The organism is Agreia sp. VKM Ac-1783 (genome assembly GCF_900177765.1).
In the GTDB taxonomy this organism is placed as follows: domain Bacteria; phylum Actinomycetota; class Actinomycetes; order Actinomycetales; family Microbacteriaceae; genus Agreia.
The window spans coordinates 571,903-593,676 of the sequence record NZ_FXWI01000001.1 but is presented as its reverse complement, the minus strand read 5'-3'; the positions used below and the strand labels follow the sequence as shown (position 1 = coordinate 593,676).

General features: G+C 67.4%; 16 protein-coding genes. 8 read left to right on the top strand and 8 right to left on the bottom strand.

The window, feature by feature from the left end; genetic code table 11:
* Positions 1 to 10: 10 nt before the first annotated feature.
* From CCK87_RS02765 to CCK87_RS02750, 4 genes are read right to left on the bottom strand one after another with little or no spacing between them, the layout of a single operon-like run.
* Positions 11 to 802: a 3-oxoacyl-ACP reductase gene (locus tag CCK87_RS02765; RefSeq protein WP_200920079.1), complete on the bottom strand. Its 792-nt coding sequence runs from the start codon at positions 800 to 802 to the stop codon at positions 11 to 13.
* Positions 799 to 2,166, bottom strand: a complete 1,368-nt coding sequence (locus tag CCK87_RS02760) for an aldehyde dehydrogenase family protein (RefSeq protein WP_086459956.1) — start codon at positions 2,164 to 2,166, stop codon at positions 799 to 801. The genes CCK87_RS02765 and CCK87_RS02760 overlap by 4 nt, the downstream gene beginning before the upstream one ends.
* On the bottom strand, positions 2,163 to 2,915 hold the full coding sequence (locus tag CCK87_RS02755) for a gamma-glutamyl-gamma-aminobutyrate hydrolase family protein (protein ID WP_086459955.1): 753 nt from the start codon (positions 2,913 to 2,915) through the stop codon (positions 2,163 to 2,165). Before CCK87_RS02755 ends, CCK87_RS02760 begins: the two co-directional genes overlap by 4 nt.
* Positions 2,902 to 4,284 (bottom strand): glutamine synthetase family protein, encoded by a 1,383-nt coding sequence (locus tag CCK87_RS02750; protein WP_086459954.1) that lies wholly within the window; start codon positions 4,282 to 4,284, stop codon positions 2,902 to 2,904. Before CCK87_RS02750 ends, CCK87_RS02755 begins: the two co-directional genes overlap by 14 nt.
* A gap of 231 nt (positions 4,285 to 4,515) precedes the next feature.
* On the opposite strand from CCK87_RS02750, the gene CCK87_RS02745 reads away from it, so the two are divergent.
* Positions 4,516 to 6,087, top strand: coding sequence for an amino acid permease (locus tag CCK87_RS02745; RefSeq protein WP_086459953.1), 1,572 nt, complete (start codon positions 4,516 to 4,518; stop codon positions 6,085 to 6,087).
* Positions 6,088 to 6,217: 130 nt separating this feature from the next.
* A complete protein-coding gene (locus tag CCK87_RS02740) occupies positions 6,218 to 6,580 on the top strand; it encodes a hypothetical protein (protein WP_085482286.1) in 363 nt (120 codons plus the stop codon).
* A gap of 21 nt (positions 6,581 to 6,601) precedes the next feature.
* Here CCK87_RS02740 and CCK87_RS02735 read toward each other — a convergent pair whose 3' ends face one another.
* From CCK87_RS02735 to CCK87_RS18520, 3 genes are read right to left on the bottom strand one after another with little or no spacing between them, the layout of a single operon-like run.
* Positions 6,602 to 7,291, bottom strand: coding sequence for a response regulator transcription factor (locus CCK87_RS02735; RefSeq protein ID WP_086459952.1), 690 nt, complete (start codon positions 7,289 to 7,291; stop codon positions 6,602 to 6,604).
* Complete coding sequence (locus CCK87_RS02730; RefSeq protein ID WP_140162750.1) at positions 7,288 to 8,502, bottom strand: histidine kinase; 1,215 nt, start codon at positions 8,500 to 8,502, stop codon at positions 7,288 to 7,290. The genes CCK87_RS02735 and CCK87_RS02730 overlap by 4 nt, the downstream gene beginning before the upstream one ends.
* Positions 8,499 to 12,065, bottom strand: a complete 3,567-nt coding sequence (locus CCK87_RS18520) for an efflux RND transporter permease subunit (protein ID WP_086459950.1) — start codon at positions 12,063 to 12,065, stop codon at positions 8,499 to 8,501. Before CCK87_RS18520 ends, CCK87_RS02730 begins: the two co-directional genes overlap by 4 nt.
* Positions 12,066 to 12,217: 152 nt before the next feature.
* On the opposite strand from CCK87_RS18520, the gene CCK87_RS02720 reads away from it, so the two are divergent.
* From CCK87_RS02720 to CCK87_RS02700, 5 genes are read left to right on the top strand one after another with little or no spacing between them, the layout of a single operon-like run.
* Positions 12,218 to 13,792 carry a MoxR family ATPase gene (locus CCK87_RS02720; RefSeq protein WP_086459949.1) on the top strand — a complete coding sequence of 525 codons (1,575 nt, stop codon included), beginning with the start codon at positions 12,218 to 12,220 and terminating at the stop codon, positions 13,790 to 13,792.
* Positions 13,789 to 14,505, top strand: a complete 717-nt coding sequence (locus CCK87_RS02715; protein ID WP_086459948.1) for a hypothetical protein — start codon at positions 13,789 to 13,791, stop codon at positions 14,503 to 14,505. Before CCK87_RS02720 ends, CCK87_RS02715 begins: the two co-directional genes overlap by 4 nt.
* Positions 14,502 to 16,472 carry a VWA domain-containing protein gene (locus CCK87_RS02710; protein WP_086459947.1) on the top strand — a complete coding sequence of 657 codons (1,971 nt, stop codon included), beginning with the start codon at positions 14,502 to 14,504 and terminating at the stop codon, positions 16,470 to 16,472. Before CCK87_RS02715 ends, CCK87_RS02710 begins: the two co-directional genes overlap by 4 nt.
* Entirely contained in the window at positions 16,465 to 17,169 is a 705-nt protein-coding gene (locus tag CCK87_RS02705; protein WP_140162749.1) for a phosphohydrolase, read from the top strand. Before CCK87_RS02710 ends, CCK87_RS02705 begins: the two co-directional genes overlap by 8 nt.
* On the top strand, positions 17,166 to 18,533 hold the full coding sequence (locus CCK87_RS02700; RefSeq protein WP_086459945.1) for an AMP-binding protein: 1,368 nt from the start codon (positions 17,166 to 17,168) through the stop codon (positions 18,531 to 18,533). The genes CCK87_RS02705 and CCK87_RS02700 overlap by 4 nt, the downstream gene beginning before the upstream one ends.
* A 10-nt stretch (positions 18,534 to 18,543) precedes the next feature.
* Here CCK87_RS02700 and CCK87_RS02695 read toward each other — a convergent pair whose 3' ends face one another.
* Positions 18,544 to 19,920: a glucose-6-phosphate dehydrogenase gene (locus tag CCK87_RS02695; protein ID WP_170927118.1), complete on the bottom strand. Its 1,377-nt coding sequence runs from the start codon at positions 19,918 to 19,920 to the stop codon at positions 18,544 to 18,546.
* A 56-nt stretch (positions 19,921 to 19,976) separates the two neighbouring features.
* Between CCK87_RS02695 and CCK87_RS02690 the strand changes: the two genes are divergently transcribed.
* Positions 19,977 to 21,770: a glycoside hydrolase family 15 protein gene (locus CCK87_RS02690; RefSeq protein ID WP_086459943.1), complete on the top strand. Its 1,794-nt coding sequence runs from the start codon at positions 19,977 to 19,979 to the stop codon at positions 21,768 to 21,770.
* Positions 21,771 to 21,774 lie beyond the last annotated feature (4 nt).

The window sequence follows — 21,774 nt, the reverse complement described above, 5'->3', positions numbered from 1 at the left end:
GAGCCGCCCACTACTCGGGAGTCACGTAGGCAGAGCTGATGCCTCCGTCGACGAGGAAGGTCGAGCCGGTGATGAACGAGGAGTCGTCGCTCGCGAGGAAGGCGACGGAGGCGGCCAGTTCCTCGGGCTCGGCGAAACGGCCGAGGGGAATGTGCACCAGACGGCGCTGAGCCCGCGCCGGGTCTTTGGCGAAGAGCTCCTGCAGCAGAGGGGTGTTCACCGGCCCCGGGCAGAGGGCGTTGACCCGGATGCCCTGGCGGGCGAATTGCACTCCCAGCTCGCGCGACATGGCGAGAACGCCGCCCTTCGACGCCGTGTACGAGATCTGCGAGGTGGCCGATCCCATCACGGCCACGAAGGACGCCGTGTTGATGATCGATCCGCGCTTCTGCGGAACCATGTAGCGCAACGCCGCACGCGAGCACAGGTACACCGACTTGAGGTTCACGTCCTGCACCTTCTCCCACGCCGGAAGCTCGGTGGTCTCGATGGAGTCGTCGTCGGGGGGCGAGATGCCCGCGTTGTTGAAGGCCACGTCGACGGACCCGTAGGTGTCGAATGCAACCTTGAACAGGTTGTCGACCTGGGCCTCGTCGGTGACGTTCACCTGCACGAAGAGGCCACCGACGGCCTCGGCCGCGCGCTCGCCCGATGCGGCATCCATGTCGCCGATGACGACGGTGGCGCCCTCGGCGGCGAAGCGCCGCGCGGTGGCGAAGCCGATTCCACTGGCTCCCCCGGTGATCACCGCCACTTTGCCTGCGAGCCGCTTCGTGAGGTCGATGGTGGGCAGGTCGGTCATGAGAGCTCCTCTACGGCGATGAAGACGTTCTTGGTGTCGGTGAAACTGAGGGGTGCGTCGGGGCCGAGCTCGCGGCCGAGGCCCGACTGCTTGAAGCCGCCGAAGGGCGTCGTGTAGCGAACGGAGGAGTGCGAGTTCACCGAGAGGTTGCCCGCTTCGACGGCGCGGGAGACGCGCAGCGCGCGACCGACATCTCGGGTCCAGATCGAACCCGAGAGGCCGTACTCGGTGGCGTTCGCCAGCGAGACCGCGTCGGCTTCGTCGTCGAACGGGAGCACGGTGACGACGGGTCCGAAGATCTCCTCCGTCGCGGTGCGGTCGTTGCGCCCGGGGGTAAGCACGGTCGGCGGGAACCAGTAGCCCGGGCCCTGCGGCGCGGATCCCCGGAAGGCGACCTGGCTGTCGTCGGGAACATACGAGCTCACCGACGCGTGGTGCTTCGCCGAGACGAGCGGGCCCATCTCGGTGGCCTCGTCGTTCGGGTCGCCGACGACGACCTGGTTCACCGCGGGCTCGAGCAGTTCCATGAAGCGGTCGTAGACACTTCGCTCGACGAGAATCCGACTGCGGGCGCAGCAGTCCTGGCCGGCGTTGTCGAAGACTCCCGCCGGCGCAGACGCGGCCGCCTTCTCGAGGTCGGAGTCGGCGAACACGATGTTGGCGCTCTTGCCGCCGAGCTCGAGAGTCACGCGCTTCACCTGATCGGCGCTGCCCGCCATGATCTTCTTGCCGACCGCGGTCGATCCGGTGAAGACCACCTTTCGCACGGTCTGGTTCGTGACGAAGCGTTCGCCGACCACAGAGCCGTGGCCGGGCAGCACCTGGAAGAGCCCGTCGGGCAGCCCTGCCTCGCGCCCGATCTCCGCGAGGCGCATCGAGGTCAGCGGCGTCCACTCGGCGGGCTTCAGCACAACGGCGTTGCCAGCCGCGAGCGCCGGGGCGAACCCCCACGCGGCGATGGTCATCGGAAAGTTCCAGGGGGTGATGACGCCGACGACTCCGAGTGGCTCGTGGAAGGTCACGTCGAGCCCGCCGGCCACCGGGATCTGTTTGCCGAACAGGCGCTCGGGCGCGGCCGAGTAGTAGGTGAGCACGTCGCGCACGTGGCCCGCCTCCCAGCGGGCCTGGCCGATCGGATGGCCCGAATTCAGGGTCTCCAGCTGGGCGAGGGCCTCGACGTTCGCGTCGACGGCCGCCGCGAAGTCGCGCAGGGTCTGTGCCCGCTCGGCCGGAGCCCGGCGCGCCCACGCTCTCTGCGCATCCGATGCTCTCGCGATGGCGTCGTCGGTGCCCTCGACGTCGAAGAGTTCGACGGCGGTGACGACCTCCTCGGTCGCGGGGTTGATCACGGTGTAACTGCTCATGCGCTCGGGCTGTCCTGTTCCTGTGCTCGGTACTCTCTCGCGGCCTCGACGAGGCCCGCGAACAGTCGGATGTCGTCGCGCGACTCTTCGGGATGCCACTGCACGGCCACCCCGAACGGCACCGAGTCGAGCTCGACCGCCTCGATAACCCCGTCGGATGTTCGGGCAGTGACGACGAGCCCGTCGCCCAGCTGGTCGATGGCCTGGTGGTGGTAGACGGGAACGTCGATCGTGTCCGAGAGGAGGCCCGCCAGACGCGAATCCTCGGCGACGCTCACCTCGACGTGGTTGAAGATGCCCTGGCCTGCTTGATATCGACGATCGCCGACGACGTCGGGCAGGTGCTGGTGCAGCGTTCCCCCTCGAGCGACGTTCAGCATCTGCGCCCCGCGACAGATGCCCAGGAACGGGATCTCACGCTCGATCGCCCGGCGCAGGAGCGTGTCCTCCCAGGCGTCGCGATCGGGACGCGGCTCGTCGGTCTCGGGATGCGCATCCTGCCCGTAGCGCGACGGCTCGATGTCTTTGCCACCGGTGAGGATCAGTCCGTCGAGCGAGTCGAGCAGGCGGTCGGCGATCGCTTCGCTGATGGCCTGCGGAGGAAGCAGCACGGCGATGCCGCCAGCCTTCTCGACCGCGTCGAAGTAGACCTTCGGCAGAAACGAGGCGGGAACATCCCAGACTCCTGTCTTCGCGCGCTCGAGATACGTGGTGAGGCCGATGACGGGCAGTCGATCAGAGGCGCTCAAAACCGCGGACCCTCTCCCAGTCGGTGACGGCCGAGTCGAAGGCCTTGAGCTCGATGCGGGCGTTGTTGACGTAGTGGTCGACGACCTCGTCTCCGAAGGCCGCGCGCGCGATCTCGCTCGATCCGAAGAGCTCCGCCGCGTCGCGCAGGTTCGTGGGAACCCGCGGTGCGCCGGAGGTGTAGGCGTTGCCCACCGTGGCGTCCTCGAGCTCGAGCTCGTTCTCGATGCCGTAGAGGCCGCCCGCGATGAGTGCCGCGGTCGCCAGGTACTGGTTCACGTCTCCGCCGGGAACCCGGTTCTCGACGCGCATTCCGAGGCCTTTGCCCACCACGCGGAGGGCGCAGGTGCGGTTGTCGAGGCCCCACGCGACGGCGGTGGGAGCGAACGACCCGTCGACGTAGCGCTTGTAGGAGTTGATGTTCGGCGCGAAGAAGAGCGTCAACTCGCGCAGGGTCTTGAGCTGCCCGGCCATGAAGTGACGGAACATCGTCGACATGCCGTTCTCGGCATCCGGGTCGCTGAAGACGGCCGTGCCGTCGGTGCCCCTGAGGCTGATGTGCACGTGGCACGAGTTGCCCTCGCGCTCATTGAACTTGGCCATGAAGGTGAGCGATTTGCCGTGCCGGTCGGCGATCTCTTTCGCCCCGTTCTTGTAGATCGAATGGTTGTCGCACGTGACCATCGCGTCGTCGTACCGGAAGCCGATCTCCTGCTGGCCCAGGTTGCACTCGCCCTTGACGCCCTCGCAGTACATGCCCGCGCCGTCCATGGACACGCGAATGTCGCGGAGCAGCGGCTCCATGCGCGTCGATGCCAGCAGCGCGTAGTCGATGTTGTAGTCGCTGGCCGGGGTCAGATCGCGGTAGCCCTTGGACCAGGCCGAGCGGTAGTTGTCTTCGAAGACGATGAACTCGAGTTCGGTGGCGACGAATGCCTCGAGGCCGCGGTCTTTCAGGCGCTTCATCTGGGCGGCCAGAATCTGTCGCGGAGAGGGCTCGACGGGCGTCTCGTCGAGCCAGTGCAGGTCGGCGGTGACCATAGCGGTGCCCGGAAGCCACGGGATCGTGCGGAGCGTCGACATGTCGGGCATCATCGCCATGTCGCCGTAACCGTGCTCCCAGCTCGACATGTCGTAGCCGTCGACGGTGTTCATCTCGACGTCGACGGCGAGCAGGTAGTTGCAGCACTCGGCTCCGTGCGACGCCGCGTCTTCGACGAAGAGCCGGGCCGAGAGGCGCTTGCCGACGAGCCGACCCTGCATGTCGGTGAAGGCGACGATCACGGTGTCGATCTCGCCGGCCGAGACCTGAGCGGTCAGCGCGTCGAGCGTGAGATTTCCTGCGGTGGATGCCACGGTGTGCTCCTTCATCGATGGTCGCCACGGGCGATTCCTGCGCTGCAGAACCCCGCCGACCCGACCATTACACCACACGGCCCGGCCGGGTCTTGCTACTTTCTTTGCAGCATTCGTAACACGCAATTTACACACAAAGGTGGTGCCAACCAACCAATAGAACGCTAGTGTGTGGTCAATTCGTGCGAGGGAGCCGATGGCGTTCCGCTGTGCACTGCCGAGACAACGAGCTACCGGAGGATCCACGTGACTGACAGCAAGACCCGCCGATCGGGCGTCACCTACAGCAAGGCCGCAGACGGCTACTTCGAGAAACGCACCCTCAAGAGGTCGGCCGGAATCTGGGGCCTCTGGGGGCTGGCCGTCGCGGCCGTGATCTCGGGCGACTTCTCGGGCTGGAACTTCGGCATCGACTTCGCCGGCTTCGGCGGCATGCTCATCGCCTTCGCTCTGCTCATCGTCATGTACTACGGCATGATCTTCTCGATCGGCGAGATGGCGGCCGCCATGCCGCACACCGGAGGCGCGTACTCGTTCGCACGCTCGGCGATGGGGCCCTGGGGCGGACTCGTGACGGGCCTGGCAGAGACCATCGAATACGTCGCGACCACCGGCGTGATCGTGTTCTTCTCGGCGCAGTATGCGAACAGCATCACCACGGAGCTGCTGAACTTCGATCTCTCGGACAACATGTGGATCTGGTGGCTCGTGCTCTACGTGGTCTTCATCGCCCTGAACTCGGCCGGAGCCGCCATCTCGTTCAAGTTCGCCATCGTCGTCTCGATCATCTCCATCGCGATCCTGCTCGTCTTCTCTGCCATGGCCGCCTTCTCCGGCCTGTTCAGCTGGGACAGCCTCTTCAACATCGAGCCGGATGCCGGCCAGTCGTCCTTCCTGCCGCACGGCGTGGTGCCGATCCTCTTCGCTCTGCCGTTCGCCATGTGGTTCTTCCTCGGCATCGAAGAGCTGCCCCTCGCGGCCGAAGAGGCGCACGACCCCGTACGCGACATCCCCAAGGCCGGATTCTGGGCTCGGGGAACACTCATCGTCACGGGACTGCTCATCCTCTTCCTCAACACCGGCGTGATCGGCGCAGAGAAGATGGGCGTCTCGGCGGAGCCTCTGCTCGACGGCTTCCGCGCCATCGTCGGCGACCAGGCCGCGGCCGCTCTGGCGCTCTTCGCCCTGATCGGTCTGCTCGCCTCGCTGCAGGGCATCATGTTCGCCTACGGACGCAACATGTACTCCCTTTCACGGGCCGGCTACTACCCGAAGTTCTTCTCGCTCACGGGCAAGCGGCAGACGCCATGGGTCGCCCTCACCGTGGGCGCGGTCATCGGATTCATCGCCCTCATCGTGCTCGACGTGCTGTCGAAGGTCGACGAAGACGGCGCGGGAGCGGTGGCCGGCGCCATCATCTTGAACATCGCCGTCTGGGGCGCGGTCGTCGCCTACCTCCTGCAGATGATCTCGTTCGTCATCCTGCGCAAGAAGTTCCCGAATGCGAAGCGCCCCTACGTAAGCCCGTGGGGCATCCCGGGCGCGGTGATCGCGGGGGTCATCTCGGCCCTCATCTTCCTCGGGTTCCTCCTCAACGTCACGTTCCAGCCTGCGATCATCGCGATCGTGATCGTCTATGCGTTGATCCTCGTCGGATTCGCGGTCTGGGGACGCAAGCAGCTCGTGCTGTCGCCGGAAGAGGAATACGCGCTCTCGGGCGGCCTGCACGGCGACCCGGAGAAGGACGGCTACGGGGGCGCCGTCGCCGAGGAGATCCGAACGGACGACCTCGACCCGACAGGTCGACCGAAGGCGTAGCCGAGCGACTTCGACACGCCCGAGAATCACCCGCGATCCCGCCTATTGGGCGGGATCGCGGCGTGTCTGCAGACCATCTGAAGCGGCACGGCGCACACTGCTCTTACGACCGTGGTGGAAGGTGTGACAAATGCTCGGATGGCGACGACGCGCAAAGGCAGAACGGCAAGACGAGGCGAACCAGCAGCGCCTCTCCGAGCTGGTGAACCAGACCCTCATGGAGAACTTCGGACCGTACGGTTCGTTCGCCATCACGCGGCGCAGTTCGACCGACACCGACGACATCTTCCACACCGTGCTCGCCGCGTCGGTAGCCCGCGACATCGTCTCGACTCTGACGAGCCATGGAGTCTTCCGCGTCGCAGAGACCCCGGCGTCGCGCACGCCTCTCGCCCCCATCAACACCGTCGACGTTCCCGCCGAGCTCGCCAAGGCCGTCACGGATGCCGCGCCGCGCACCACGACGCTGGTCGGACCGGTGCGCGCGGCGTAGCTCGACCGTTCACGCGAGGCGCTACGAGGCAACCTCGTTTCGAAACGCGAACACGACCGCCTGCACACGATCACGGAGTTCCAGCTTCTGCAGCACCCGGCCGACGTGGGTCTTCACGGTCGACTCGGACAGCCAGAGCTCCTGGGCGATCTCCGCGTTAGAAAGGCCGCGCACGACGGCGTCGAAAATGTCACGTTCTCGATCGGTGAGTGCACTCAGTCGATCGAGCGCAGCCTGCCGTGTGTTCTCTGCGAGAAGCGTCGTGGCGTCTCCGGCACGAGAGCTCAGGGCCTCGTAACGCCGCACGAGTTCCGCCGTTATTCGCGGCGAGAGCACGGCGTCACCGATCGCGACCGCCCGCACGGCGGCGAGGATGTCTTCGCTCGACGAGTCCTTCAGGAGGAATCCGCTTGCGCCCGCATCCAGCCCGCCGAAGGCGTACGCGTCCACATCGAATGTCGTGAGCACGATGACGCGGGTCGCAGGCCCGGCCGACGTGATGCGGCGCGTCGCCTCGATGCCGTCCATGCGGGGCATCTGAACATCCATCAGCACGATATCGGGAACCGTCGTCGCCGCCAGCGACACCGCCTCGCCACCGTGGCTCGCCTCTCCGACCACCTCGATGTCGTCGGTCGCTCCCAGCACCATTGCGAGCCCCTTGCGGATCAGAGGCTGGTCGTCGGCGATGAGCACCCGGATGCGGCTCATGCGCCGGCACCGGGCAGAACGAGCCTCACCAGCCACGAGCCGTCACCATCGGGGCCCGCCGTCAGGGTGCCTCCGTACAGTGCGGCTCGCTCGCGCATCCCGACCAGACCTCGGCCCACCGAGTCGCTGCGTTGCTCGTGGTGGATTCGCCCGTCGTTTCTCACCGTCACGACGACATCGCGGCCTGTCTCCACGACGACGCTGGCCAGCGACGGGCTCTCCGTGTGCCGCAAGACGTTTGTCAACGCCTCCTGCACGACGCGGAACACGGTCATCTGCACTCCCGACTGTGCGGGAGTCTCTCCACGAACCGTGAGGCTCACGGGAACGCCGACCCCGCGGTACACCTCGACGAGGCGTTCCAGGTCTTCACGGCTCGCACCCACCGACAACGAGGCGCTCTGCGGCGACGATTCGAGAACGCTGATCACCCTCCGCATCTCTCCGAGCGCCGATCGAGCCACCCCTCCCACCTGATCGATCGCCTCTCGGGCGCGCCGCGGTTCCTGTTCGACTACAGCGCTGGCTCCGTCGCCCAGACGTACGATCACCGAGAGCGAATGAGCAACGATGTCGTGAACGTCTCTGGCGATGCGCGAGCGTTCGGCGAGCGCCGCGAGCTGCACCTGCTGATCGTGCTCGCGCTCGAGATGATGCGCGCGCTCGAGGAGGCCATCGACGTAACGCTTTCTGGAGCCCGAGTTCTGACCCCAGAGCAGCGCGACGAGGAGGATGAGGAAGCCCGTCACCACATACGCGACAACGCCCGCGAGGCCTGTGCCGAGCGCTGGATCGGTTCCGGGCAGGATGTCGAACGGCGAGAGAACCGCCACGGCCAGAATCACCCCGGCCGACAGCGACGCGCAGGCCCAAGCCCGACGCGGTGCGTCGTACACAGAGATGGCGTATACGGAGTACCCGACGGCGAGGGTTCCCAGCGTCGGGTCGAAGAGGGCGAGCGGGAGGGTCGCGAGAAAGCTGATGGCGAACGACAGAACGGGGCGGCTTCGGCGGAAGAAGACGAGCCCCGCAGCGACCAGAAGCACCAGGACCGCGGGGGCGACGACCTGCATGGTCGAGCTCACCGCCACACTGAAACAAGCCAGCAGCACCCAGCTCAGGGCGATGAGCACGTCGACCGGGCGCGTACGCACCCGGCGCCGACGGGCCGCCGAACCGTCGCGATCGGCCTCGCTCATGGGCAGGGTCACGTCGTCATTCTCCCACGATCACCTTCGCCGGCCGGCTCCTTCTCGACCGTCGCCTCCCCGGCGAGAACGGCGGCCTGATCGGTCGCGACCCGCTCCGACGTGTGGTCGCGTCTGGCCTTCCGGCGCTCCGCCCCACGGTGCTGCAGAACGTAGATCGCCGGAACGACGAGCAGAGTCAGCACGGTCGACGAGAGGAGTCCGCCGATCACCACGATGGCGAGAGATTTCGAGATGAAAGCGCCGCCGCCTGTGAGCCCGAGAGCCATCGGCAGCAACGCGAACACCGTGGCGCATGCCGTCATGATGATCGGGCGCAGCCGGAGCCGCGATCCGTGCGTTACCGAATCGTCGATACTCGCGCCCTCACGCCGGTATTCGTTGATCAGGTCGATGAGCACGATGGCGTTGGTGACCACGATTCCGATGAGCATCAGCATGCCTATCAGAGCCGGAATACCGAGGGGTGTTCCCGTGACGAGCAGGCCGACGATGGCGCCCGTCGCCGCGAGGGGAACCGATACGAGCAGCAGCAGGGGCTGCAGCAGCGAACGGAATGTTGCGACCAGCACGATGTAGACCAGAGCGAGGGCGACCACCATGGCCAGCCCGAGCTGCATGAACGACGCGGATTGATCCTCTGCTGCGCCGCCCTGGTCGAGGCTCACACCATCGGGCAGGTCGATCGTCGCGACGGCAGCGTTGATCGCTTCTGTAGCACCCCCGAGGTCTCCCGCCTTCGGCGTGACGGAGACGGTCACGACGCGCTCGCCATTGCTTCGCGTGATGGTCGAGGGAGCGTTGACGACCTCGACCGCCGCGAGGTCGCTCACCAGGAGCGGTGTCGCGCGCACATTCTCGATGTCGCGCTGCAGCTGCGCCAGGCGTTCCGTCTCGGCCTGCTGCACCTGGCCGTCGGCGATGGCCTTTCGCGCGGTCTTGATCTGCTCGTCGAGACCGTCGATGCCGGAGGCGGCACCGTCGATGGCCGCACTGAGTTGCACCACGAGCTGCTCATAGGGAACAGCCGCCAGCTCGCCCGCTGTCACCGGCGCCGGGTCTGCCGGCGGCGGGTTGGCGATGAGGCTCGCCAGTTGCCCGCGCAAGGCCGCCACGTCCGCGACCGCCTTCGCCCTGGATGCGACGAGCTCGGACACCTGATTGGCTGCCTGTCGATTTGCTTCCGCCCGCGCGGCGGCCGCGGCGTTCTCCTGCTCCTGAGTGGCAGCGTCTGTGGCGGTCTTCTGCGCACGCTGCTGCTGGACCGCCGAAACCGGCAGAGGGAGAGCACCTATGGCAGCGGGGGTCGTGTCGGTCTGTTGGGAGCGAAGCACGAGGTCGTGTGTCACACCATCGACGCTGACCGTGCCCAATCGTTCGCCTTCGACCGCGGCTGCGATCGCCGCCCCGACCTCGGCCGTGGTGAAGCCCTGTGCCGCTGCGGCACTCTGGTCGACGGCCACCTTGAGCAGCGGCTGATCGCCCGCCAGATCGGTGGTCACCGCACTCACTTTGTCGAGCGTGCCCAGACGCTCGGAGATAGACGTGGCCGCGGCCGCCAGGTCGACCTCGTTGTTTCCCTTCACGAGCACGTCGATCGTGGAACTCGTGGTCTGGGTCGCCTGTGCCTGAACCGTGATGTCCTCGGCACGGGGAAGGTCGTCGACGGCCTTGCGGATCGCGCGCATCGCCGCCTCGGGGTCCGCGTCCGCCGTGAGTACGAGATCGAGCCGCACCGGGGCGCCCTGCATGCCCACGGTCGTCTGGTACGACTCCACCTCAGACACAGACGAGATCGACTTCTCGAGGCCGGCCGCAACGACGTCGCCCGAGGCGAGAGTCGCTGTCACAGGCATCTTCTGCTGCACCTGCACCGCCCGAGCATCCGAGAATCCCCCGAGCAGGTCGGTCTTGAGCGAGCCGGCGCCCACGAGACTGCCCCCGAAGACCAGCACGGCGACGACCACCATCAAGATGGGGCGGCGCAGCGCGAAGGCGAGCGCCGGCAGATAGGCGCGCTGCATCCGGGTCGTCGCTTCGACGTGTTCGGCCACCGGCGCGGGCGCCGCATGCTCGTCACGCTGCGCCGACGCCTTCGGTTTACGCAAGAACCAGTACGCGAGCACCGGAACGATGGTGAGCGACACGATGAGCGAGGCGAGGAGCGCTACCGCGACGGTCACAGCGAACGGTCGGAACAGTTCGCCGGCTATGCCGCCGACGAACGCGACTGGCAGGAACACCGCCACCGTCGTGAGCGTCGACGCCGTGACCGCGCCCGCGACCTGGGCCACAGAGGCGCGCACGCCATCCGGAGTGAGGCCGGTGTCGCCTCGTCGCCGAACGATGTTCTCGATCACGACGATCGAGTCGTCGACCACGCGACCCACCGCAACCGTGAGAGCGGCAAGGGTGAAGATGTTGAGAGACAAGCCTCCGAGGCGCAGACCGATGATCGCGATGAGCAGAGACAGGGGAATGGAGATCGCCGTGATGATCGTGGCCCGCGGCGACAGCAGGAAGACGAGAATGATGAGGATGGCGAAGAGCAGTCCGAGACCGCCCTCGACAGAGAGATCGTGGATCGACTTCTCGACCATGGTCGACTGATCGAAGATCGTGTGGCTGGCGCTGGCGGTTCCGAGGTCGGCGACCTGAGCCGCAACGACGGCGGCCACCGCGTGGGAGACCTGCACGGCATTCGCGTCGGGCGTCTTCGTTATGGTCAGTCCGATAGAGGGCCGGCCATCCACGCGCGAGAGCGAGCTCTGATCTACCGGAACCAGCGCGACCGCGGCCACTTGCGACAGCAGCACGGGGCCCGCGAGCGCAGGGATGGGCATCGACGCGATATCGGCGAGCGTCGCGTTCTCCTGACCCACCTCGATCGCGAGCGATTGCTCGCCCTCCACGCTGGTGCCGGCCGGCACGACGGTGCCCGCCGTTCGAAGAAGAGCGCCGACGGTGGCCTGATCGATCTTGAAGGCGACGAGTGCCGCGGGATCGAGGGTGACCAGAACGCGCTCCTGGGTGCGGCCAGCCACCTCGACGCCGCGCACGCCGGGCACCTTCTTGATCGCGGGAACGAGAATCGAATCGACGCGCTCCGCGAAGGTCTCGATGCTGTCGTCACTCGTGAGACCGAGCGCGAGCACGGGGATGTCACCGGTGCTGCCGTCGATGACGGTGGAGGTCACGCCGCTCGGAGCGGAGGCGAGCGCCGTCTTGGTGACCGCGTCCACGTCGGCGATGATCTTGCTGCCGTCGCCTCCGAACGCCCAGGTCACCGTGACCTGTGCCGATCCATTCGACGTCGTCGATGTGACGTCGTCGACTCCGCTCACGGCCTCCAGCGCCTGTGCGAGGGGAACGACGACCTGCTTGTCGAGCGTCGCCGGCGAGGCCCCGGCCTTGGTGACGACGACGACCGCTGTGGGCTGCTCGATCGCCGGCAGCAGCTCCTGCTTCATCGTCGATGTCGCCCACAATCCGACTCCGACGATCAACAGGCTGAGGAGAGCGACGATCGCGCGATTGGCGAGGCTCAGGCGGGTAAGCAGCATCATGTGGGGGTGGTCTTTCTCGCGTCAGAGGTACGAACCTCCACACCATGGCAGCCCGCCGCCTGCCGGAGCGTCCTCAGAAAGAGCCATCTCCGCCACGCAGACATGGGCCCCAGGTACCACTCCTGCTGCGGACGCGTTCCTAGACTGAGATCATGCCCAATCGCTGGAACAAGATCTCGGCCTCTCCCACGCGAACCGGCGCAGGGGTTTCTCTCCCGGGGCTCACCGCAGAAGACCTGTTCAGGCAGCAGGCGCCGCAATCGAGCGTCGCGCTCGACGAGAAGCTGCGCCAGGTCTACTACTGGCTGGTCAACACGGCCGTCATCTCGCCGTTCTACGACATCGAGTTCTCCTTCGACGCTCCGTTGAGCTTTCCGCTGGGCGACGCAGGCGCCGAACTGCATCTGCCGACCGACCAGTCGTATTCGTCGAACGTTCTGCTGCCTCTGCTCACGTTCGCCCTGGGCGGCAAGTGCCTGCTGGTAGGCGGCCCGGGGCGCGGCAAGACGACACTCGCGGTGCTGATGGGAGTGATCGCGGGCAGCACGCCGCAAGACGTTCGCCGCAGCGTGCAGCAGGGCCAGCCGCAGCTCACCGTCAGCGATCTCGTGGGGATGCCGCTCCCCCGCGACCTCGTGAACGCCGCCAGCCTTCCCGAGATCGAGATCGCCTGGCGCGGCTGGCTCACCAGACCCGTCAAGATCATCGACGAATACAACCGGATTCCGACCAAGACCCAGTCGGCCCTCCTCACCATGGTGGCGGAAGGCTACGTCGAGAGCTACGACCAGATGCTCTCGACGGCACCGGAATCCGGCGTCGAGAGCTGGTTCTTCACGGCCAACGACGATGCCGGCGGCGGAACGTTCCCCGTCATCCAAGCTCTCAAAGACCGGGTCGACGTGACCGTGGCGGCTCTCGGCTTCAACAGCCGCTTCTTCGATGAGCTCGTCACCCGGGTCGAGGCGGGCGAGAAGCCCGAAGAGAACGTCCCTTCTGAACTCGTCTTCGCGCCCGCCGAGCAGCAGGCGCTGGCTGCGGCCATTCGGGCCGTCCCCGTTCCGCAGACGGTTCGTCGACAGCTCGAGTTCTTCGCGAGCCAATTCGAGTTCGTCCAGCACGGCGGTCGACGCTTCGAGTACCGCACCAAAGACACCGTGATGACCGGAGGTGGCCAGGTCGGTGAGGTGATCGACAGCAACACGGGCGCCGATCTGCAGGTCGACATAGGAGCGCAGACGACGAACAGTCTGTCGGCCCGCGCCCTGCAGTCCCTCATCACCTATGCCAAGGCGATGGCCTACTTCCGAGGCGTTCCGGCCGTCGGCCTCGATGACGTCGCGGCCGTGCTGCCTTTCTCGCTTCGCGGCAAACTGTTGCCGAACGAGCTCCATCCCCGTTTCGAGACCGGAGCCGACCGCGAGCTCGCCACCGACCAGGTCAGCTGGCTCGCCGACCTCTTCGAGCAGTCCTGTCGTCAATTCGCGTCACTCGGGCTCGCCAAGACCGACCCCGTCGGCGATCTCCTCGCCACCTTCGCGCAGGGCCTCGACGGGGTGAGCCAGGTGGAGGGATCGCGCAGGCTGACTGCGATCGAGTCGCAGATTCAGGTGATCTCGCGCCAGAAGAAGCTCTACGGTCGGCACTTCGACGACCTCGTCGCGTTGAAATATCTGCACCAGCGCTACACCAACTACCTGCGCTGGCTCGAGAGCCGACCACGATGATCCGACGCGCGGGTCTCGCGGTCAACGACACCCTCGGCCCGGCGGTGGTGCCCCCGCTCGCCGCCCTCGACGGATTCGACACTCGACTCGCGACAGACAACGTCGTGTCGTGGGGCGGCGACCCCGACTTGTACAGCCGTTTCTTCGCGACCTCGATCGCCCTCGACCGCAGCCGATCGACGACCGAACAGCCCCTGCCGCACACGGTACTCACGCTCGCCGCGTTGGCCGCGTGGCGCTCGGGCGTGCTCGATCTGAGACAGGATGCGCTGGGCCGGCTCACCGAGTCGCTAGAGAGCGGGTCCGTCGCCGACGCCGTGCTCGCGAGCGCCCTCGGCCTGCAAGCGGGCGAGCTGGCGGACTTCGTGCGCTGCCAGGCCGAGAGCCCGTTCGGGTGGCCCGCGCGTGGCTCTGGAGAGGTCGTCGTCGCTCGCGTGGGCGGCTTTCGAGGACTCGGCGGACCCTGGACCGCTCCCCCTGCGAGCGCCGAGCCGATGTCGTCGGACGGCGACTATCTGATCACCCTCGCCGACGGAGGAGTCTGGCGCCTCGAGGCCGACATCTTCGGCACCAGGCTGAGCCGGGCCGAGACCAGCACCGACCGCGAGACCGCGCGGCCCGTGGTGCCCCCGGCATCCGGAGCATGGCCGACCAGACTCGCCGTCTTCGACACGTCCTACCTCGCCTGGCTCGTTCTGGGGCAGGCCGCATGACACCCCTCTTCGGCAGCCGCGAGCACCCTCTCGACGACCGGCAGCGTATGGCCTGGGAGAGTGCGCAGGCACTCTGGGGCGTTCATCTGCACGATCCCGAGTTGAAACCCGGGGCGCACATGCCGTCTTTCGCCTGGTTCTCCTTTCCCCCTCAGGTGGTCGTCGATCCGAGCGAGGCGGAGCGCAACGGGGTGGGCGCCTTCTACGAGTCGATCTTCGCGCACGAGATCGGCCATCACGTGCTGTCGCCCAGCACGCGCGTCACCTCGTTCGCCCTCGCCCAGCAGATGGCCCGGGCAATCGCTGCGACCGGACGCGACCTCATTCCCGAGCCGGACGCGAAGGCTCAGATGCTGTCGAACCTCTGGTCCGACATGCTGATCAATGTCCGCGTCGCGGCCATGCAGCGCCAGCGCGACGGGATGCCGGGGGTCGACCCCGAGATGATCCGCATGTGGGGCGTGCTCTCGTCGGTGCCGCCGACCGGGCAGCTGTGGTGGGTCGTACTCCGCTCCTACGAGATTCTGTGGAGCAAGCCGGCGGGATTCCTCTGCCCCGTCTCACCGCCGCCCAGGCCGGTGAAACGGGTCGAGCGCGCCGCACCCACCACCCCTCAGGCGGCGGACACCGACGCGCAGCGAGCCAAGGCTGTGGCAGCCGCAGCCGCGGTCGATGCACGCATAGCCGCCGAGGCGCAGTGGGCGGAATTCGTGGTGACGAACCCCGATGTCGATGCGGGCCTGCTCGCCGAGACCGTGAGAACCTTCGGCGACGACCCGGTGAGCGGCGCCCTGCGTTTCGGCATGCTGCTGGCTCCCTATCTCACAGCAGCGGCCGGCTCGACCGGTCAGTCAGGCGGCGCCGGGCGCGCGATCGACGGTGGATGCGCCGGTCAGGAGGATGGAGCGCCGCCGTCGGCGGGCGAGCTCGAGGAGGTGCTCGGTGATCCGCGGTTGCGCGAGGTGCCTGAGCACCCGGCGGTCATCAAGGCCCGCGGGGCGGGCGGCATGGCGGCCCCGCCGGCGGAGAACGGCATGCAGCCGTCCGCTCCTCGCGCGGGCGCTGACGCCATGGGCCAGGGCTACGGCGTGGCCGAGACGCTCGAGCTCTACTCGGCAGCCGACCCGAACGAGGTGATTGCGGCCTGGTACATCACCGCCGCCAAGCGCTGGGTGAAACCGTTGACCCAGCCGGCGTCACGCCCGAACTCTGTCGATGAGACGATTCCCGGAGCCCTCGAGCAGTGGAGCATCGATGACGAGATCGCGTCGCTCGACTGGTCGGCGACGCTGTCGACGAATCCCACCGTCATTCCCGGCGTCACGACCCGGCTGCGCGCCGTACTGCCGGATGCGCCGCCAGAACAACGCGAGAGCGTGCGGCTCGACATCTACATCGACTCCTCCGGATCCATGCGGGCGCCACGAGCCGGCTCCCCCGCCGTGCTCGCCGGAACGATCCTGATCCTGAGTGTGCTGCGCGGCGGCGGACGCGTGCGGGTGACCTCTTTCTCCGGACCGGGGCAGGTGGCCGGCGGGGCTCGCTTCACCCGCGATCGCGCCGAGGCGCTGCGGGATCTCACCTTCTACTTCGGCGGAGGAACGACCTTCCCGCTCGATGTCTTCGGCGTCCGCTATCGCGACACGAGGGGCGACAAGGGCAGCCACGGCGCCGTCACCCGGAGGCACGTCGTCGTGCTCTCCGACGACGGGCTGCGCTCGATGTTCGGCACGGGCCAGGAGGAGTACGCCCGAACAGCCCTCGAGGTGCGCCGGGTACTCGACAGCGGCACGCTGATCGTCGAGGACCGCAGACACCAGATGGCCGAACCCGCTGCCGCGGCCGGTTACGACGTGGAATACATCGACACCATGGACGACGCGCCGGCCGCCTGCGCGCGTCTTGCCCGGCGCCTGGCCGAACCCCGCGCATCCAGGCGTCTCACCCCGGGAGGACGTCGTGGCTGATCGATCGAAGGCACAACACGGAACGTCTGGGCCGGCCTCCGCACCGGCGCCTTCCGCTGCCGAGGCGCTCTTGCAGCGCTGGTTGGCAAGGAACGAGAGCATCGATGCCGTCTGGGCGGGGATGGTTCCCGGGCCGTCAGCCGATGCCGTCGCGAGTCGGATCGGCGCCGTGCCGAAGACGTTCCTCGACGATCGCGTTCGGGTCGTCGCTCTGGCCGGAGATGTTCTCGAATCCGACCGTGGGCGCGGCCAGGAGTCGACAGACGTCGTGACGGTGCTCGACGAGGTGGCCGCGACCGGGTCGTCGGCCGCTCGGCGCGGTGCCGCGATCGCACTGTGGCTGTGGGCCGGCGACGAGGAACTCGGTCCGCTGGCTCCCCCTCTGGCGCGCGAGCATGCGGCTCGAGCGCTGGCCGCGATGGCTTTCCGACTCGCGTCGGTGGTCGACCCGGCAGAGTGGGTCAGCGACGCAGAGCGACGCGACGAGGCCGCGCGCACGTTCTTGTTCTGGTCGGGCCAGCTACCGGCGGGCGAGGATCGCGAGACCGCTTCGTCGCTGTTGACGATGAGAGACTCCCTTCAGCGCAACGGCGCCCTCGCCGCGGCCGCCGAGGAACATGCCCACCGACTCGAGGTCACGCGCAAACTACAGGAGGCGCGCGCTCGGGAGGCCGCCGCGCGGTACACGCACGAATGAGCGACGTAGCGCAGGCCAGTCAAGGCCCAGACGATCCGCTCGCTATCGCCGAATACACCCCTGGTGGCCAGACAGCGCTCGACGACAGCGAGCGCTGGCCGAGCCTGACACCGCCGGGCGCCAGGCGCCTCGAGGCGTTGCGCACGCATCCGTTCGCCCCGCCCTGGGTGCACGCGACCGGCGACAGGCTGAGCGCCGACGCCGCCCGTCGGGTGCGCACTCCGCTGCCCCTCGACGGCTGGCTCGATCGGCATCTCGATGTAGCCCGGCGCCTTCCCGCCTACCGACGACGCGCCGGCGAGCTCGTCGCTCTCGAAGACTTTCCGCTCATCGGCCGCGACGATCTCGTCGACGACGTCTCGGCCTTCGTTCCGCTCGACGCCGATCTCGAGCAGGCCGTGCACGGGTCGAGCTCCGGAAGCACCGGGCGGGCACTTCTCATTCCCGACGACATCGAGGACACAGCGCGAACCTTCCATCTGCTCGTTACTCTCGCCGCAGAGCAGGGAGTCGAGTGGACGCCGGACCCCGAGCGCATGGCGCTCGCTCACGTGGTGCACCAGAGGCAGGCGTTCACCTACGCGTCGGTGATCAGTTCGTTCGAGCAGGCAACCATGGCGCGCCTCAACCTGATCGACGCGCAGTGGCCCGATCGTTTGACGAGAGCGCGGTTCCTCGAGGCGCAGAATCCCCAGGCCATCAGCGGCAGCCCCACCAGCCTCGCTGAACTGCTCGACCCCTCGCTCGTTGCGGTGCTGCATCCGCTCGTCATCTTCTCCGGCGCGATGGGCCTCAGCGGGGCCCTGAGGGCCGACCTCGTTGCGTCTTACGGATGCCCCGTGATCGACGTCTACGGTCTGCACGAGACCCGGCCCATCGCATCCAGCGCCGACGGCGGACCCTTCGTGATTCTCGACCGCCGGGTACACGTTGAGATCGTCGACGATCGGGGCCGACCCGTTTCCCAAGGCGAACGAGGCGAGATCGTGGTGACGGCGGGTGAGAACCCCCTGCTGCCGCTCGTACGGTACCGAACACGCGACTTCGGCATGCTCGTCGAGGTCGACGGGCGGCTCGCGATCGCCGAGCTCGAGGGTCGAGAGGCCACGACGTTTCTGGCGAACGACGGCTCCCGTGTCGCCTGCGTCGATCTCACGCAGCAGCTGCAGGCCGCCGGCGCTCATGGCTGGTCGGTGAAACAGGATGCGACGGGTGGGGTCGAGGCCGTCATCGCGCGCGGCGACGCGGGCCGAGTCTCCGCAGCGCTCGAGGCGCTGCTCGGTCGGCCTGTCACTGTCGAACGCCGCGAGAGGGTGGCGGATCTCGGCGAGGGCAAGCCTCGCCGCTACGTGTCGCTCGCGTAGAGAGCCGTCGCTAGCCGATGCGCGTCCACTTCGACGGGCCCTCGGAGCCCGCCTTGTAGCTGTCGAGCGGCACCTCGTCGGCACGCCACGCATCGAGCACGGGAGCCACGATGCGCCAGCCTTCGACGGCCGAGTCGCCGCGGACCGAGAGCGACGGGTCGCCGTCGAGGATGCCGGCGAGTACCTCGCGGTAGGCCAGCAGCTGGCCGTCGCCGAACATCGCCTCGAGCTGCGTCTTCTCCAGCTCGTACGGGTCTCCCGGCCCGTTGACGTTGAGTTCGAGCGACATCTTGTCGGGCGCGAGAAAGATGCGCAGAACGTTCGGATGCTCGGTGCCGGTGAGCCCGGTCGGCACGCGGTTGGCCTTCTTGAAGGTGACGGCGATCTCGCGGCGGCGCTCCGCGAGCGCCTTGCCGCTGCGGAGAGTGAACGGCACGCCCACCCAGCGCCAGGTGTCGATCTGCACCGTGATCTCGGCGAGCGTCTCGGTCTTGCGTGACGCGACGACCCCGGGTTCCTTCGAGTAGGCGGGCATCTCGCGGCCGTCGACGTCGCCGGCGGTATAGCGGGCTCGCCTCGACGAGGCCGACGCGTCATCGCCGTTCAGACTCGTCGCTCGAAGAACGATCTCTTTCGCGTCGCGTAAATCGTCGGCGCCCAGGGTCGACGGCGGCTCCATCGCGACAACGGCCATCACCTGCAGCAGGTGGCTCTGGATCATGTCGATGAGCGCACCGGCGGTGTCGTAGTAGCCGGCCCTGCCCTCGAGCCCGAGCTGCTCGTCGTAGACGATGTCGATCTTCTCGATGTGCTCCGCGTTCCAGATCGGTTCGAACATGCGGTTCGCGAACCGCAGGCCGAGGAGGTTGAACACGGTCGAGCGTCCGAGGAAGTGGTCGACGCGGTGGATCTGGTTCTCGGGCACCAGGCGGGCGAGTTGGGCATTCAACGCCTCGGCACTCGCGACGTCGGTGCCGAACGGCTTCTCGAGGGCCAGGGTCAGACCCGCCGGACGCTTCACCTTCTCGAGAGCCTCACACGCCGCGACGGCGACGGCGGGCGGAAGGGCGAAGTAGATCGCCGGAGCGACCTCGCACAAATCGATGAGCTGTTGCAGGACGGCGGGGTCGGTGACGTCGGCCTTGAGGTAGGTGGCCGTCGTTCGAGTGTGCTCACCCGACGGCCCGGTGCAGTCGACGGCAGAGAAAGCCGTGTCGACGACCTTCCTGAAATCGTCGTCGCTCCAGTCGGCGCCTCCCACTCCGATCAGCTGCAGATGACGCTCGTTCTGCTCGCCGAGCAGCTGGCCCAGACCGGGCAGAAGCAGTCGAGACGTGAGGTCTCCCGACGCCCCGAGAATGATCAACGATGACAGTTTCTTCGACATGGTAGACAGGCTAGTCGTCGGCGCTGCTCACAGCTTGATGGTGCCAGGATGGGGTCATGAGCCTGGCCATCGAAGATTATGCCCTGATCAGCGATTGCCACACGGCAGCCCTCGTCGGTCGCGACGGAAGCATCGATTGGCTGTGCCTCCCCCGCTACGACTCCCCCTCGACATTCGGCGCTCTCCTCGGCGATGAGGATCACGGCCGCTGGCTGCTCGCTCCCACCTCGCCCGACGCAACGGCCACCCGCGTCTACGACGGCGACTCCTTCGTTCTGATCACGACCTGGACGACCCCGACCGGTGTCGTCGAGGTCACCGATCTCATGCCGCACGGCGACCGACGGGCCGATGTTCTCCGTCGGGTCCGCTGCGTCTCGGGGCACGTCGAGATGCTCGAGGAGCTGGTGATCCGTTTCGGTTACGCGACGGCCGTGCCGTGGGTGCGGCAGTCGAGCGAGAACGGCCATCCGATGCTCGTGGCGATCGCAGGCCCGGATGCCCTGGTGCGCCGAGGCCCTCGGCTCACCGCCGTCGACACTCGGCATCAGGGCCGGTTCGCCGTTCGGGAGGGAAGCCACGTCGACATCTCACTCACCTGGTACCCGTCACATAGGCAGCCGCCGCAGCGGCTCGACGTCGATGAGCGTCTGGTCGCCACGAAGGCATGGTGGGCGGACTGGTCGAAGTCGCTCGTCCACGGCGGACCGTACGGGCCGGAGGTCATCCGGTCGCTTCTCGTTCTGCGAGCCCTCAGCCACGAGGACACCGGCGGCATCGTCGCCGCCGCCACCACCTCGCTGCCCGAGGCGCAGGGCGGCGTACGCAACTGGGACTACCGCTACGTCTGGCTGCGCGACGCCTCACTCACACTGCAGGTGCTCATCTCGCACGGCTTCGCAGAAGAGGCCGTGAACTGGCGTGACTGGCTGCTGCGGGCCATCGCGGGCGACCCCGCAGACATCCAGATCATGTACGGCCTCGCCGGCGAACGGGACCTACCCGAGCGAGAGATCACGAGCCTGCCCGGCTACCAGGGTGCATCGCCCGTGCGCATCGGAAACGGGGCGGCACTGCAGTACCAGGCCGACGTGATCGGCGAGGTGATGATGGCGCTGCACGAGGCACGCCTCGCGGGCGCGGAGGAGACCGAGTTCAGCTGGCCGCTGCAGAGGGCCCTCATGAGCTTCGTCGAAGAGAACTGGACTCGGCCCGACAACGGCATCTGGGAGATCAGGGGCGAACTGCAGCACTTCACACACTCGCGCGTGATGATCTGGGTGGCTCTCGATCGAGCGGTGCGCGGTGTGCGCGAGTTCGGGCTCGACGGCCCCGCAGACCGGTGGGAGAAGCTGCGCGACGACGTGCGTGCCGAGATCGAAGAGAACGGGTGGGATGCGGAACGCGGCACCTACACGCAGTACTACGGCAGCACCGAGGTCGACGCATCGCTGCTGCTGCTGCCCCAGACCGGCTTCTGCACGCCGACGGATGCGCGCATGCTCGGAACGGTGAAGGCGATCGAGAGCGACCTCCTGAACGACGGGCTGGTGATGCGCTACCGCACCGAGAGCGACGTCGACGGGCTGCCGGCCGGCGAGCATCCGTTCCTCGCCTGCTCGTTCTGGCTGGCAGAGCAATGGGCCGGAACGGGTCGACTGGCCGATGCGGTGACCCTCATGGACAGGCTGGTCTCGTTCACGAACGACGTCGGGCTGTTGTCGGAGGAATACGATCCTGCCGCTGGCCGACAGATGGGCAACACGCCCCAGGCCCTCTCGCACCTCGCTCTGGTGCGCGCGGCAGATGCCATCGCCCGCTTCTCACCGCCGACCACCGAGGAGAACTGAGCGC